This is a genomic window from Streptomyces sp. WM6386, from assembly GCF_000972385.1.
Lineage (GTDB): Bacteria > Actinomycetota > Actinomycetes > Streptomycetales > Streptomycetaceae > Streptomyces.
In genome coordinates this window covers 39,259-52,649 of record NZ_JXTE01000020.1, presented here as the reverse complement: position 1 = coordinate 52,649, position 13,391 = coordinate 39,259, and the positions used below count along the sequence as shown (strand labels likewise).

The window sequence follows — 13,391 nt, the reverse complement described above, 5'->3', positions numbered from 1 at the left end:
GAGGGCGGGCAGAAGGTGTCATCGAGGAATGTGACCCTGGCGGGGGCCGACCCCGAGCGGGCCGTACTGCGGGTGCTGATCGTGCCGCACGCCGGGGCGGGCGGGGCGAGCGGGCAGCCGTTCGCCGCGCACGCGCCGGACGACTGGCTGGTGGCGACGGCCCGGCTGCCCGGGCGTGAGTCCCGCGTCCGGGAGACCGGGGGCGACCTCGACGCCCTCACCGCGGATGTCACCGCCACGATCCGGGACCTGCCGGGCTCGGCTCCCCTGCTCGTGCTCGGTGTCTGCTCGGGCGCCGTGATCGCGCTGGAGGCGCTGCGGCGTTCGGGGTCCGCCGGCGTCGCGGGCCTCGTCGTGGTGTCCCAGTGGGCGGTGAACGAGAAGCCCGACCCCGGCCGCCGTCCGCTGCGCGACGTCGACCCCGGCCGCGACCGTGCCGAAGTCCTGGACATCCTGCGGGACTTCGGCGGCGTCCCGGACACGCTGGCCGCGAACGAGGAGATGCTCGGCCTGCTGCTGCCGGCGATCGTGGCGGACATCAGGGCCGTAGAGGACTACGTCTGCGAACCCTTCGACCCCGGTGTCCCCCTCCTGACCGTCTTCGGCGACGAGGACGAGCTCTGCTCGGAGGAACGCACCGACGGCTGGTCCCTCTTCGGCCCCCACACCCGCACCGTCTGGCTACCGGGCCACCACCTACTACTCGTGGACGAGCCGCAGGCACTGGCCACGACGGTGGCGGAGAACCTCGACCACTGGGGTCTCGTATGACGCGTGTGACGAGTACGGCGGGTATGGCGGGCGCGACGGGTTCGGCGGGCGCGGCGGGCGCGGCCGTCGGCGTGGATGTCGCTGGTGGCGTGCACCGGGTTGATGCGTTGTTGTTGGAGCGTCTGGGGCGGGACCCGGGGCGGACCGCGCTGGTCTGTGCCGACGGCGCGGTGGTGAGTGCCGGGGAGTTGCGGGAGCGGGTGCTGGCGGTGGCGGCGGCGCTGGGGGCCCGGGGGCTGGGGCCCGGCGACCGGGTCGCGGTCTATCACGAGCGGTCGGTCGAGTTCGTGGCCGCGGTGCTGGGCGTGGCCTGCGCGGGGGCCGCGCACGCGGCGTTCGACGTGGCCGATCCGCCCGCCCGCACGCTCGGCATGCTGGAGGACTGCGCGCCGCGCGCGGTACTGACGAGCCGGGCCCTGCGCGACCGCCTCGACGGCTGCGGGGTCCCGATGCTCACGAGCGACGACCACCGCGAGGGTCGGGCGGCACCGGTGAGCGGGTCTCCGGACGACCCCGTCGCGCTGATCTTCACGTCCGGCTCGACCGGCCGCCCCAAGGCGTCCCTGATCAGCCACCGCGCCCTGGTCTCCCGCATGAACGCGCTGCAGACCACGCACCCCATGACCGAGGACGACCGGCTCGTCCACCACACCACGTGCACCTTCGACATGTATCTCGCGGAGATCTACTGGCCGTTGCTCTGCGGCGCCACGCTCGTGCTCTCCGCCCCCGGCGGACAGCGCGACGCCGACCACCTGGCGGCGCTGATCCGCGACCACCGCGTCACGACGATGTACTTCGGGGTGTCGCTGCTGGAACTGTTCCTGCTGGCCCGCGACGAGACCGAGCGCTACGACGGTCTGCGCCAGGTCCTGACCGGCGGCGAGCCGCTCCCCGCCGACCTGGTGCACCGCTTCCACGCCCGCTCCACCGCCTCCCTGACCAACCTCTACGGCCCCAGCGAGTGCACGATCCACTGCACCGCCTGGGTGTGCCCGCGCGACCCCGCCCTCGACAAGGTCCTCATCGGCTCCGCCGTCCCGGACACCGAGCTGTGGGTCCTCGACGACGACGGCCGCCCGGTGCCCGAGGGCGAACCCGGCGAGCTGTACATCGGCGGCGCGGGCCTGGCCCTCGGCTATCTCGACCGGCCCGAACTGACCGCGGAACGCTTCCTCCGGTCGCCCCCCGTGGCACCGGGCCGGCGGCTCTACCGCTCCGGCGACCTCGTACGGGCCCGGCCCGGCGGCGCGTTGGAGTTCCTCGGCCGGGTCGACCGGCAGGTGAAGGTCCGCGGTGTCCGTATCGAGCTGGGCGAGATCGAGTCGACGGCCCGGCGCTGCGCGGGGGTGCGTCAGGCGGTCGTGGTGGCGCACGGCACGGGCCTGGAGAAGGCGCTGGCCGCGTTCGTGGTGCCCGAGGTGCCGTCCGCGCCTGCCGCCGAACTGACGGCGTCGGTCCGCGAGTCCCTGCGCGGCTGGCTTCCGCCCACGATGGTCCCGGCGACGGTCGACCTCCTTGACGCCCTCCCGTTCACGCCGAACGGCAAGGTGGACCGCCTGCTGCTGGAGTCCCGGGCGGCCCGCACCACACCGTCGCGCCCGGCGCCCGCGGCGGACACGGGGATCGAGGAGCTGGGAGTCGAGGAGCTGGGAGTGGAGGACCTGGTGGCCGCTGTCTGGTGCGAGGCCCTCGGGCTGGACTCCGTGAAGCCCGACGACGACTTCTTCGACCTGGGCGGGAACTCGTACAAGGTGGTCGAGACCGTCACCCGGCTCAGGGAGCGGCTGGGCGCGGAGATCCCGCTGGCGGCCCTGCTGGAGGAGCCGACCGTACGGGGGTTCGCCGAGGAGATACGGCGGGTCACGGGGCGGGCGTGACGCTCGGGCTCAGGGTGTGGTCGGCCGTTCCCTGAGCCGGGTCGTCACCCACGCCCCGACCAGGGCCACCGCCGCCATCGGCAGGAACACCGCGGCGAACGCGGCCGGGTGGGAGCCGGTGGCCTCCGTCGCCGTATGACTCACCGTGCCACCGCCCAGGGCCGCGAACGCGGCACCGCCCGTCGCCAGCAGGACGACGTTGGACAGGGCGTCGGAGATCTGCAGGGAGGCGGAGTTGGTGCCCGCCTGGGACGGGGCGGAGAGCTGGAGCAGCAGCACACTCGTGGAGGCGATCACCAGGCCCATGCCGAAGCAGCCGAGCCCCCAGACCACGGCCAGCGTCCAGACGGGCACCGCGGCGATCAGCACGCTCGGTGCGGCGGCGATCGAGGCGGCGACCAGGACCATGCCCAGCATCATCAGGCGCTGGCGGTAGGGCTCGACCCGTGGCCGGGACTGCACCCACGAGCCCAGCGCCCAGGTGACGCCGCCCGCGGCGAGGGAGAACCCGGCGAGCGTCGGGGAGAGCCCTCGCTGGGTGACCAGCATCAGCGGTACGAAGGACTCGGCGGCGATGAAGGAGCCCGCGGCGACCCCGCGCAGCAGCACCACGGAGGGCAGTCCGCGCGCCGCTCGGTAGGTCCCGCGCGGGAGCAGCCCGAGCACGGCCGGCACCAGCAGCGCGGCGCCGGCGACGCCGGGGACGAGGGAGAGCCAGCGGAGGTCCTGGGCGGCGTACTGGAGGAGTCCGGCGCCGAGCGAGATGGCGAGGGCGAGCCGGATACGGCGGCGGTCGAAGGCGGCGCTCCCGTCGGATCCGGCCATGGGCCCGGAGGCTCTGCGCCGTATCTGCGGCAGGGCGAGCGCCAGCGGGAACACGACCAGCACCGGAATCCCGACGAACACCCAGCGCCAGCCGAGGTGTTCGGTCACCGCGCCCGAGGCGAGCGGCCCGACGATCGACGGCACGATCCAGCCCGCCGCGAAGGCCGCCATGATCGCCGGCCGCAGCCGCTCGGGATAGGCCCGCCCGACGACGACGTAGAGGGCGACGATCACCAGCCCTCCGCCCAGGCCCTGCACGGCCCGCCCGAGGATGAACAGCCACATGGCGCCCGCGGTCCCGGACAGCATCAGCCCCGCGGCGAACGCCCCGATCCCGCCGGTCAACGCCCCGAGCGGACCGCGCCGGTCGGACCACTGTCCGGCGAGCACCATCCCGAACAGGCTCGTCGTGAAGTACCCGGAGAACGCGAACGCGTAGAGCGAGACCCCGTCCAGCTCCCGCGCCGCGACCGGCATCGCCGTCCCCACGGCGGTCGCCTCGAACGCGATCAGCAGCACCACGGACACGATCCCGATGCTGAGCGCCCGATAGGACCGGCTCAGCACCCCCTCCTCGACGACAGGGGCCAGGTCGGGGGCGGTGTCCGCGGCATCGGTGCCGCGCGGTTCGAGGGCTGTCATGGTCGCCAGCGTAAGGGCCACGACCCGGTTTGACCCCTGTCGGGAGTCGCTCCGACCCCGGGACCTTGGTCGTACGACCACCGACGGACTGCCCCGTTCATGAACGGCGTGTGGCAGTCCCGTTGCAGCCCCCGTGATTCCCTTGAGCCCGCCCTCTCGCCCGCCATACGGTCTACTCATCGATCACGGCCGTGTGCCCGAGTGGTTCAGGGACTCGCCTGCACTGCATCCATCAGCGAGCGCCGCTCGCGGGGAGTCACGCGGGTTCGATTCCCGCCACGGCCTCCTCCCCGAGAGCACGTTTCCCCGCCGCGATCAGCCGCGCAATGCTGAGCGGCACACACAGCTCGGCATCCGACGGCATAGGCACCGCCCAATACGAGACGTGCGTCTGCGGGTCGAACTCCACGATGTCCACTCTTGGCACGCCCAGGTAGGTGCCGCGCCCCAGGCAGTCCACACCCAGCGGACGCCATTCCTCAGCCGCGTCCCTCCACGTCAAGGGCATGCTTTTGGGAACCAGCGCGTAGTACCGCGGTCCGCGCGGATCACAGATGACGGGTCCTCCGTCGAGAGCCTCATCGAGGAAGGCGTCCACGTCGGCCAACTCGCGGCAGCGGGCCGCAGCATGCACAAGGTGCGCCGGAAGTCGGACGGCCGAGTACAGAACGCCCAGAGGCAAGAGGGCCACCCTGCTCTCGGTCCACTCCTGACGAGCCTGGGCAGGCATCGGATGTGCCAGCAACAGCCAGTGGGCGATCACTTCACCCGCGGCTGCGTCAGCCAAGCGGGTATTCATCTGCATATTGGCGTCCACGCCTGCACCGTCCTCATTACGCTCGGATTCCAGGTGACTACTCGGACGGTACGCAGCTGCGACCACGGCTCGTAGTGACTGCCAGTACAGGTAGGAGCACCCCGTCGAGCGGAAATGGGGGGTACATGACGTCACGTTCAAAGCCTTCTCTGACCGGCGGTCGGGGTTCGCCTTCCAAACCCCGTGGCGGGGTCGTCTCCGGCTACGTCTTCAGGATCGTGCGCGAGCAGTTGGGGCTCACTCAGGAAGCCCTCGCCGAACAACTCCGCGTATCGCCGGACACCATCGCGGGCTGGGAATCGGGAAGACGCCCGCTGACTGCCGTACCCGTCGGACAGATGCTGGTGCATCGACACCTGCTGATGCAGCTCGGCGCCGCTCCCCCACTGCTGCAGGCTCTTGAGCGGGCGATGGAAGCCGACGTGCTCCTGCATAGCGCCCTGGACGAGGAAACCCCTGTGGAGGCAAGCCCGTTGGGCGCCTGGGTAATGCAACGCGACCTCGTCGAAGTCCTAGCGTGGCCGTTCAATGGCGTGGCGCCGCAGCCGATCCGTGCCCTTTCCCAACCACCGCGACCACGACGCGGCCCCGTGCCGGCAGCCCCGGAACTCTCGGTGGACGACCGCCGTCGATTCTTCACGCGGATGCGCCACACTGCCGAACAGGCCCACAGCGAGCAGCAGTTCCTGCTTCGCCGCCAGGCCCTGTACCTGGCGGGCTACGACCATCACTCGGACACCCCGGGATGGCTTGCCCACCAACAGAAAACCGAGCGGCCGACCAACTGGCTCACGAAATGGCTCAACGCCCGCTCCGTGGCGGCTGTCGCCGCCCGCCAAGGGGACCACGACCGGATGAGTCACTTCATCGACGTCGCACTGGCGGACGACGCAGGTGAGGTAGCGAATCTCAACTACTGGGCCTACTGGATCGGCGAGACCAACCACCTGGAACTCTCCGACGACTTCATTGCTGCCCCCGCACCCGGCCCCTGGCCGGGCGACAAGCTGCTCGCCCATCTCGTCCAGGGCCTGTCGCCGCAACATGGATTCGTCGACCTGACCATCCATTCACTGTGGTCCCTCCTCACCGCCCGCCCGCACCTGCTGCAGCGAGGAGCAGCCACTCGCGCTCTTCGCGAACGGCTCTCAGTGATGTTGGATGGCCGAGAGCTGACCACTCGCGCCCGCCGCGAGCTTGAGAGCATCAGCTATGCGATCCGCCTCGCCGAGGCGTGAGAGGAGTCCGAGCGTGGCAGACGAGCTGGCCCAGGTGGCACGCTTCCTGTATGAAGCGGGGACGCTCAAGCAGTCCAGGCGCACCGGCTGGTGGATGGCCGGCGTGCGGGACCCGGAGAGTGTGGCGGAGCACGCCTGGCGCACCTCGCTGATCGCGTCGATCATCGCCAAGCTGGAGGGCGCCGATCCGGCACGCGCCGCGTTCCTGGCGGTCTGGCACGACTCCCAGGAAACCAGGACAGGAGACGTCAACCACCTCGCCAAGAAGTACGCCGACAAGGCCGACGCTCGGGCAGTCACCGCCGACCAGGTGACGGGCATGCCCGAAAGTCTCGCCTCCACCGTGAGAGACCTGATCGCAGAGTACGAGGACCGCGAGTCCGCCGAAGCGATCTGCGCCAGCGATGCGGACAAGCTGGAGTGCATGCTCCAGGGCATCGAGTACAAGTCCCAGGGCTACGAGCTCGCCCAACGCTGGATCGACAACAGCCGCGCCCGCCTCGTCACGAAGACCGCCAACGAACTCGCCGACCAGCTACTGGACATGGACCCCCTGGACTGGCTCCGAACAGTCCTGGGCGAACAGCCCAGCTGAGCCACCCGCGAGCCCAACCGAGGGCCCGTTTCATGAACGGCGTGTGGCAGTCCCATTGCAGCTCCCGCGATTCCCTTGAGCCACCCCCTCCCACCGCCATACGGTCGTCTCACCCAGTCCGGGACGGAGTCCACGCCTCCGACCCGAACCCGGCCGTGTGCCCGAGTGGTTTAGGGACTCGCCTGCAAAGCGAGTTACGTGGGTTCGATTCCCGCCACGGCCTCCACCTGCCTGATCAGCTGAAACGTAAGGGCGGCACCCCTCAAAGGGGTGCCGCCCTTCGCCGCACGTCTCACTTTCCGTCTCAGTTGGCCAGGCCAGCCGCACCGACAGCGCGGAGAGGTCACTATGGCCCGCCTGTCTCGCTGACTGCATGCGTGGGTACTGCCCTGACTAGCAGAGACATCGCGCATTCCTCGGGGGGATCATGGACGTGCCATTGTCTGCCATCGTGAGTTCCGGGATCGGGGGTGCAGCGGTCGCGCTCATTACTCACCTCACGAATCGTCCGAGAGTACGGGCCGAAGCACGCAAACTTGATGCGGAAGCAGAACGAACCAAAGCTGAGACGGCGAAACTGCTTGCCGAAGTAACCACACCTCCTGATTCGAATGCCATAACAGACCGTCCCCAGGGCTGGCATGTCACAGGAAGCCATCCGGAGGATTACAGTTACGGCCTCGATACCCAGTTACATCAGTCAGGAACCGCCAGCGCGTTTATCCGCGCACAGGCGAGCCCGCGCGGGTTCGGAGCTTACGTGCAGACTGTTCGCGCCGCGAACTACGTCGGGAAACGCATTCGGCTATCAGCAGTGATGCGCACAAAGGATGTGGCCCAACACGCGGCTATTTGGTTGCGGGTCGACGCCCAAGGTAATCAACTCGCTTTCGAGAACACTCAATCTGATACCCGAATGCTAAGCGGAACCAGCGGATGGGTACGGCGGGAAATTGTGCTTGATGTACCTCTTGAAGGAGAGGACATTCTCTACGGCGCCTTCCTGACCGGCAGTGGATGCGTCTGGATCGACTCCTTCACCTTTGAGATCGTGGACACCGACATCCCCCTGACAGGAGAGGTAGACCCTCCCCTCACACGACCGATTAATCTTGACTTCAGTCAAGGACTGGCCTGATGCAATTCTCAGGCGACACCGGTTCAACTAGGGAAACGCGCGAGCGGCACTCCGTGGAGTGCCGCTCTACTTCAGGCGACCGTCTTATCTCGCCGGCAGCGCCACACTCGCCGCTCCTCCGTCGTCATCGTCCGGCTGTTCGACGTCGGGTCTCCAGATCAGGCCATCCACCTGCCGTGCGATGTCAGTCCGCACGGCGTCCACCATGTGCTGATAGCGAGCGGCCATGGCTGTGGTCGACCACCCCATGAGGCCCATGACAGCCCGCTCGGGGACACCGAGGATGAGTAGGACCGTGGCCGCCGTGTGACGTGCGTCGTGCAGTCGCCCGTCCCGCACCTTCGCCTCAGTCAGAAGTACCTTCCACTCGGCCCAATCTCGCCGGTGTGACGGGCTACGGCCCTGTTCGTCGGGGAACACCAGGCCGTTCTCCTCCCATCGCTTCCCGGCTGCTTCTCGCTCGGCTTCCTGCGCCTTCAAGTGCGCCCGGAGTAGGTCAACGAGCTGTTCGGGGAGTCCGACCGACCGACGGCCGGCGCGTGACTTGGTGACGGACACCTCCGGGTTGATCCGTCGCTTCTGTGGGCAGTACCCGGCGGCCTTGCGTCCGCAGGACTCAGAGCACCCGTGGGCGTACTGCGGGCGGTGGCGACTACGGCGGACTACGAGGAATCCGCCGTCAAGGTCCACGTCCTCCCACTGCAACCCCAGCACCTCCCCCTGACGCAGACCGAGCGCAAGGGCTACGGCCCACCGTGCGGAGTTGCGGTGCTGGCCAGCGGCCTTCAACAGCCGCTGCACCTCTTGGACGGTGTACGGCTCTACCTCGTGATCCCCCGTCTTCGGAGCCTTGGCCAACAGCACCGGGTTCTTGCCGAGATGGCCGCGGCGCACAGCCTCGTTGAGCGCGGCGCGGAACGTCCGGTGGACCTGGTGAGCGGTCGCGGGCTTGCTCCCGTTGACCTGCATCTTGGCGTAGAACACCTCGATGTGCTCGGGCTTCAGTCTGTCGAGACGGTGAGCGCCCAAGCCGGGAATGAGGTGCTTCCGGACGGCCACGCCGTACCCGACCATCGTGTTGTCGTTCACGGCGAGGGGCGCGACGTTCTCAATCCAGTGGGTCAGCCACGCCTTGACCGTCCATGCCTTGCCGGGCTTCCGCACGGTCTTGGCGTCTCGCTGCTTCTCCAGCTCTCGGACAGCCTCCGCTACCTCGGTCTTGGTCTTGCGTTCGACATGGCGGCGGTCCGGCGTGCCGTCGTCGCGGACGCCCACGGTGACGCGGCCGTGCCATTTGCCGTCCTTGCCGAAGTAGATCGAGCTTCGGCCGTTCGGCTGTCGGGTGCGCTTCTTGTTTTCTGCCACAGGCAAGCTCCTGTTTCTTGCGTGTCGGGATGGAGACCGGGGCGGCGGGCTGTCCTGTCCGGGAGTGCCGCCGCCCCGAGTCGTCGTCAAGCGGCGCGTGGGGCGTTTCGGAGGCTGGCCACGTAGGCGGCCGGTGCGTCGACGGGGACGCGGCGCAGACCACCGACCATGACGGATTCGAGTGCACCGGTACGGATGAGTGCGAAGCAGGTCGTGCGGCCGATGCGGAGTCGGCGGGCGGCCTCTTCGACCTTGAGGAGTACGAGAGTCGGGTCGTCGTCGGTGGGGACGGCGAGGGTGTCTTGTTCGTCCAAGGCTCACTCCGGTGGGGATGAGTGCATGGGTAGGTGCCGCCACAGAAACCACGAAATACACAGAAACCCGCGATCATGGGATTGACCTGCACTGATGCGGGGCGCCGCTGACTGCCACAGAATTCGACGAAGGTTCCACAGAAATAGGGGGGCCGGTCCGGCGCGGCGGGTCGGGCTTATTTCTGTGGCTTCTCTGCGAGATTCTGTGACGGAGCGCCCCGAGCCCCCTGAACGTACTGTCCTTGCAGGTCAGGGGACTTGCGTCGGGTATTTCTGTGATTCTGTGGTTTCTGTGGGCGGCTTCAGGTGGTGGGATCGGTCAGCCAGGGGTGGACCCAGTAGCGGGGCGAGGGCGGTCGTCCGCGTCCGCCGGTACGCACGATGGGTTGGGCTCGCACGTAGCCGTGGTCTTCCAGCAGGGTCAGCGTCGGATCCAGGTCCGCGGCGGTGGGGCACTCCGAGCGAGAGAGCTTGACCATCAGGTCGCGTTTGCTGACCTCGCTCCACCGGTGTGTGCGCAGAATTTCCAGGACGCTGTGAGCGCGGGCGGTGGTGTTGTCGGCTCCCATGGCGTCGAACGCCGCGAGGGCGTGGGCGGTGTAGTACTCCCCCAGTTGGATCGCCGCGTGCATGGTGTCGGCGGTGACGGGGTGGGCGTAGCCGCTGCCGCCGTGGCCGGCGAGGTGCAGCAGCGCGGCCATGCGGGCGGTCGCCCCGGCGAGCTTTCCGGCCCAGTTGGAGATGTGGCCCAGCGTGCCGCCGCGTGCCTTGAGCTTTGGTTCGATGCGCTTCTGATAGGCGATCAGGGCCGCGTCCGCCTCGGGAGAGAGCTGGATGACGGCCGGGTCGGTCCACTCCGCCAACGACAGCGTCAAGTCGATGACCTTCGCGGAGTAGGCGGCGGACGTCTCTTCCGGTACCGGGTCGGTGATGATCTCGCGGTCGCCGACCGTGGACACCGGCAGGGAGTACAGGAAGCGGGCCAGCAGTCCGCGTCCCTCAAACCCCTTCACCTTGCCGATGTCCCGCAGCACGTCCGGCTGGACGGCGAGGCCGATGGTCAGGGCGGGGGCGTCGATGTACTCGCGGCGGGTCTGCCGGTTCACCCTCAGCCGGTCCCCGGCATGCCCCTTGAGGAAGACCTCCATGTTGGGGGCGCCGGAGTAGCGGCCGGCGATGATGTCGAAGATGCCGCCCTCCGCGCTCATCACCGACAGCCGTCCACCCTGCTCGGCCATGAGCGAGGTGACCGTCTCGGGTGTCGAGTCGTCCGCCAACAGCACCGGTTCGGCGGGCACGGTGAGCGTGTCGGCGGTCTGCGCGAGGCCGACGGCGGTGGCCACGATCTCGTCGCGCTTGTCGCCGTCGGCGGACGCGGCCTTGGCGGCGGCTTTGTCGGCTGCTTCCTTGGCCAGCCGTGCGGTCAGCTCCGCTTCCACGATCACGGGCTTCATCGCGGCCTTGAGCTGCTTCTCGGCCTCGTAGAGGGGGTTGGTGAGCAGGGAGAAGACGGCTGACTTGCGGTTGGCGGGCGGGAGCGCGACCACGGTGAACAGGTTGGTGGGCTCTCGCCAGTTGCCGCGCACGTGGACCACCGAGCGGCCGCCGGCCGCCGTGGCGAGCACGGCGAGCGCGATCGATCCGGCGAGGTCGACCGGGGTCTGTGTCTCCTCCGCGACCGCGGCCACGAACTCCCCCAGCCAGGCGGGCAGGACGTGGGCGGGGAACGGTGGACGCTCGCGGCGGCCGGTGAGGGGAATGGGGTCCTCCCACGCCTCCGGGGCCGTGTCGTCCTCGCCGGGAGGGTCGTGCAGGGTGGGCAGTCCGGCCCACAGGTCGGGGCTGTCCACAGGCTGTGGAGTCATGAGGCGGCCCTCCCTTCGGCGGTGGTGTGGGGGCAAATGCCGTCGATGACGCGGGCGGTCAGCCGGATGACGGCGGCGTGGCCGCGGGCGCGTTCGTGGTGTCCGCAGGCACAGAGCCAGTCCGCGACCGGGATGCCCTCGCGCTGGATCTGAAGACCCGGGATGATGCCGGTGACGGTGACCGTCTGCGGGTCAGTACCAACGGCAGAAAGGACGCCCTTGCGGGCGGCGACCTTCGGTTCGCCCACGCGCGGCCGCGGCAGGCCCTGTCCGGCGCCCTGAGGATCGTTCGCGGGGGTTCGGGATGGTTTATTCATGCCGCGCGCTCCACAGCCGCCTCAAGGCCGTTGGTGACCGCGCGGCGAGCGTAGGCCTCCGGGACACCCACTAAGACGGCGGCCGTCACGATCTCCTCGCCGATCGCGGCGAGTCCGCACGGCCCCGGGCAGCCGGTGTGCTGCGCGGCGAGGAACCGGGCGACGCCGAACGCCTGTGATCCGGCGCCCGATTCGATGCGGGCCCGAACCATGGCGAGGCCGCGTTCCAGACCGGTGCGGACGTAGCGCTCGGTATGGCGGCACCCGGTGGCCACCTCTCGCGACCACGTGGCGCGCGCCGGGACAGAAGAGGCCACCTCCCCCGGGGCGGGGGTGGTGTCTTCCTTCACCACCAAGGTGCGCACGGCCTCCGGGAGAAGGGCCATGCGTCCGGTGCCGGGCCCGAGCCAACGGGCGTACTGCATGAGGGACTTGATGTCCACACCGGGCCGGACCGCGTTCGCCGACGGCATGGCGCCCCGGTAGAGCCAGTGTTCGCCCCGCGTCGTCGGCACGGTCCGGGTGGCGGGCAGAGTCACGCGGGCCCACGCGAGGGCCGCCGCGTTGTCCAGGTCGACGACGGTCAGCCCGGCCCCGCCCGGGTGGTAGGCGACCGCCACCGCCTCACGCCACACCGGCGCCCACGCCAGCGAGGTGAGAACGTGCGGGTTGGTGGTGGCGGCGGCCCACGCGTGGCACGGCGCCGGGCACCGGCAGGGTCCCGCCGTCTTCATGTTGGGCCGTCCGCCGCACGCGTTCGTCTTGCAGGTCCGACAGTTGCCGAACGGAACCTTGCCCGCCCGCAGGGGCAGGACCGGGAAGCCGGCCGCCGCGAGGGCGAGAGCAGCGTTCAGAGGTTCGGGCGTCGTGCTCATGCCGCCGCCCCCAAAGTCGTGATGGCTGCGAGATAGGCGTGACCGATGAACTCGGTGTAGGCGGGCGGGATGGCCTCCGTCAGTTCCTCACGGACGTCGGTCCACGTGATGCCCATGGCCGACTGGAGTTCCGGGACGGTCGGCTTGCCGCCGCCGTTGCCGTACGCGGCGACGTAGGGGCCGTCGTAGAAGCGGCCGTGGCGGTAGCCGCGTACGCGGCCCCGGTGTGGGACGTGTGGCGGTTGCGCGGCCGGCCATCCGCCCAGTTCGAAGTTGCGGTGGCGGATGACCCCAAGCTCGAACATCTCCCCACACAGGGTCAAGTCCTTGCGGATCTCTGCTTGCCCGTTGGGTTGCTCGATGACGTACGGAAGGCCCGTCGCATCGAGAAGTTCGCGGGTCGGTGCCACCAGGTCGACGTGGGCGCCGCCCCATCCCCGGGACTGGTTGGTGCCCACGGTCAACGTGCACTTGCCCTGGCACGGCGGGGAGGCGTGGACGAACGCGTACCGATGGATCTCGTCCGTGGCGATCAGGTGGGCGAGGTAGGTGAGGGCGTCGCCGTGGTGGTACGGGAAGGGGTAGTTGGGGCGGTGGGCGATGTCGCATCCGTCCACGTCGAATCCGGCGCGGTGGTAGCCCACGGCGGCGCCGCCGGCGCACGAGAAGAGGTCCAGCAGACGCGGCCGGAGGTGGGCTCGCAGGATGGGCATGGGTTGGGCCATGCTGTAGGTCTCCTGTTCTGCTTT

General features: G+C 69.4%; 13 protein-coding genes and 2 tRNA genes. 7 read left to right on the top strand and 8 right to left on the bottom strand.

The window, feature by feature from the left end; genetic code table 11:
- The first annotated feature begins 30 nt into the window (after positions 1–30).
- Together TN53_RS15020 and TN53_RS15015 are read left to right on the top strand one after the other, a co-directional pair.
- On the top strand, positions 31–771 hold the full coding sequence (locus tag TN53_RS15020; RefSeq protein WP_046258960.1) for a thioesterase II family protein: 741 nt from the start codon (positions 31–33) through the stop codon (positions 769–771).
- Positions 768–2,651, top strand: a complete 1,884-nt coding sequence (locus TN53_RS15015; protein ID WP_095046495.1) for a non-ribosomal peptide synthetase — start codon at positions 768–770, stop codon at positions 2,649–2,651. Before TN53_RS15020 ends, TN53_RS15015 begins: the two co-directional genes overlap by 4 nt.
- Positions 2,652–2,660: 9 nt before the next feature.
- Here the strand turns inward: TN53_RS15015 and TN53_RS15010 are convergent, their stop codons facing one another.
- On the bottom strand, positions 2,661–4,118 hold the full coding sequence (locus TN53_RS15010) for an MFS transporter (RefSeq protein ID WP_046259012.1): 1,458 nt from the start codon (positions 4,116–4,118) through the stop codon (positions 2,661–2,663).
- A 187-nt stretch (positions 4,119–4,305) separates the two neighbouring features.
- Here TN53_RS15010 and TN53_RS47290 point away from each other — a divergent pair.
- Positions 4,306–4,403: transfer RNA gene (locus tag TN53_RS47290), tRNA-OTHER, on the top strand.
- Here TN53_RS47290 and TN53_RS47285 read toward each other — a convergent pair.
- Positions 4,375–4,935: a hypothetical protein gene (locus TN53_RS47285; protein WP_052745203.1), complete on the bottom strand. Its 561-nt coding sequence runs from the start codon at positions 4,933–4,935 to the stop codon at positions 4,375–4,377. The two genes, TN53_RS47290 and TN53_RS47285, sit on opposite strands and share 29 nt — an antisense overlap.
- 125 nt (positions 4,936–5,060) lie before the next feature.
- On the opposite strand from TN53_RS47285, the gene TN53_RS15000 reads away from it, so the two are divergent.
- From TN53_RS15000 to TN53_RS47280, 4 genes are all read left to right on the top strand, one after another.
- On the top strand, positions 5,061–6,173 hold the full coding sequence (locus TN53_RS15000) for a helix-turn-helix domain-containing protein (protein WP_046258959.1): 1,113 nt from the start codon (positions 5,061–5,063) through the stop codon (positions 6,171–6,173).
- 13 nt (positions 6,174–6,186) lie between these two features.
- The gene (locus tag TN53_RS14995) at positions 6,187–6,768 is read left to right on the top strand and encodes an HD domain-containing protein (protein WP_046258958.1); all 582 of its coding nucleotides are present in this window, start codon (positions 6,187–6,189) and stop codon (positions 6,766–6,768) included.
- Positions 6,769–6,919: 151 nt separating this feature from the next.
- Positions 6,920–6,994, top strand: a tRNA-Cys gene (locus tag TN53_RS14990).
- 201 nt (positions 6,995–7,195) lie between these two features.
- Positions 7,196–7,906 (top strand): hypothetical protein, encoded by a 711-nt coding sequence (locus TN53_RS47280; RefSeq protein ID WP_046258957.1) that lies wholly within the window; start codon positions 7,196–7,198, stop codon positions 7,904–7,906.
- 84 nt (positions 7,907–7,990) lie between these two features.
- Here TN53_RS47280 and TN53_RS14980 read toward each other — a convergent pair whose 3' ends face one another.
- From TN53_RS14980 to TN53_RS14955, 6 genes are all read right to left on the bottom strand, one after another.
- Positions 7,991–9,271 (bottom strand): tyrosine-type recombinase/integrase, encoded by a 1,281-nt coding sequence (locus TN53_RS14980; RefSeq protein WP_046258956.1) that lies wholly within the window; start codon positions 9,269–9,271, stop codon positions 7,991–7,993.
- Between the two features lie 86 nt (positions 9,272–9,357).
- Entirely contained in the window at positions 9,358–9,585 is a 228-nt protein-coding gene (locus tag TN53_RS14975) for an excisionase family DNA-binding protein (RefSeq protein WP_046258955.1), read from the bottom strand.
- A 302-nt stretch (positions 9,586–9,887) separates the two neighbouring features.
- Complete coding sequence (locus tag TN53_RS14970; RefSeq protein WP_420719100.1) at positions 9,888–11,450, bottom strand: YfjI family protein; 1,563 nt, start codon at positions 11,448–11,450, stop codon at positions 9,888–9,890.
- Positions 11,447–11,767, bottom strand: a complete 321-nt coding sequence (locus TN53_RS14965) for a hypothetical protein (RefSeq protein ID WP_234441595.1) — start codon at positions 11,765–11,767, stop codon at positions 11,447–11,449. Before TN53_RS14965 ends, TN53_RS14970 begins: the two co-directional genes overlap by 4 nt.
- Positions 11,764–12,642, bottom strand: coding sequence for a bifunctional DNA primase/polymerase (locus tag TN53_RS14960; RefSeq protein ID WP_046258952.1), 879 nt, complete (start codon positions 12,640–12,642; stop codon positions 11,764–11,766). Before TN53_RS14960 ends, TN53_RS14965 begins: the two co-directional genes overlap by 4 nt.
- Complete coding sequence (locus tag TN53_RS14955) at positions 12,639–13,367, bottom strand: DNA cytosine methyltransferase (RefSeq protein ID WP_046258951.1); 729 nt, start codon at positions 13,365–13,367, stop codon at positions 12,639–12,641. Before TN53_RS14955 ends, TN53_RS14960 begins: the two co-directional genes overlap by 4 nt.
- Positions 13,368–13,391: the final 24 nt, after the last annotated feature.

Coding starts and splice junctions, on each gene's coding strand:
- TN53_RS15015 (WP_095046495.1), top strand. CDS start 768: ATGACGCGTGTGACGAGTACGGCGGGTATGGCGGGCGCGACGGGTTCG.
- TN53_RS15010 (WP_046259012.1), bottom strand. CDS start 4,118: ATGACAGCCCTCGAACCGCGCGGCACCGATGCCGCGGACACCGCCCCC.
- TN53_RS15000 (WP_046258959.1), top strand. CDS start 5,061: ATGACGTCACGTTCAAAGCCTTCTCTGACCGGCGGTCGGGGTTCGCCT.
- TN53_RS47280 (WP_046258957.1), top strand. CDS start 7,196: ATGGACGTGCCATTGTCTGCCATCGTGAGTTCCGGGATCGGGGGTGCA.
- TN53_RS14970 (WP_420719100.1), bottom strand. CDS start 11,450: ATGACTCCACAGCCTGTGGACAGCCCCGACCTGTGGGCCGGACTGCCC.
- TN53_RS14965 (WP_234441595.1), bottom strand. CDS start 11,767: ATGAATAAACCATCCCGAACCCCCGCGAACGATCCTCAGGGCGCCGGA.
- TN53_RS14960 (WP_046258952.1), bottom strand. CDS start 12,642: ATGAGCACGACGCCCGAACCTCTGAACGCTGCTCTCGCCCTCGCGGCG.
- TN53_RS14955 (WP_046258951.1), bottom strand. CDS start 13,367: ATGGCCCAACCCATGCCCATCCTGCGAGCCCACCTCCGGCCGCGTCTG.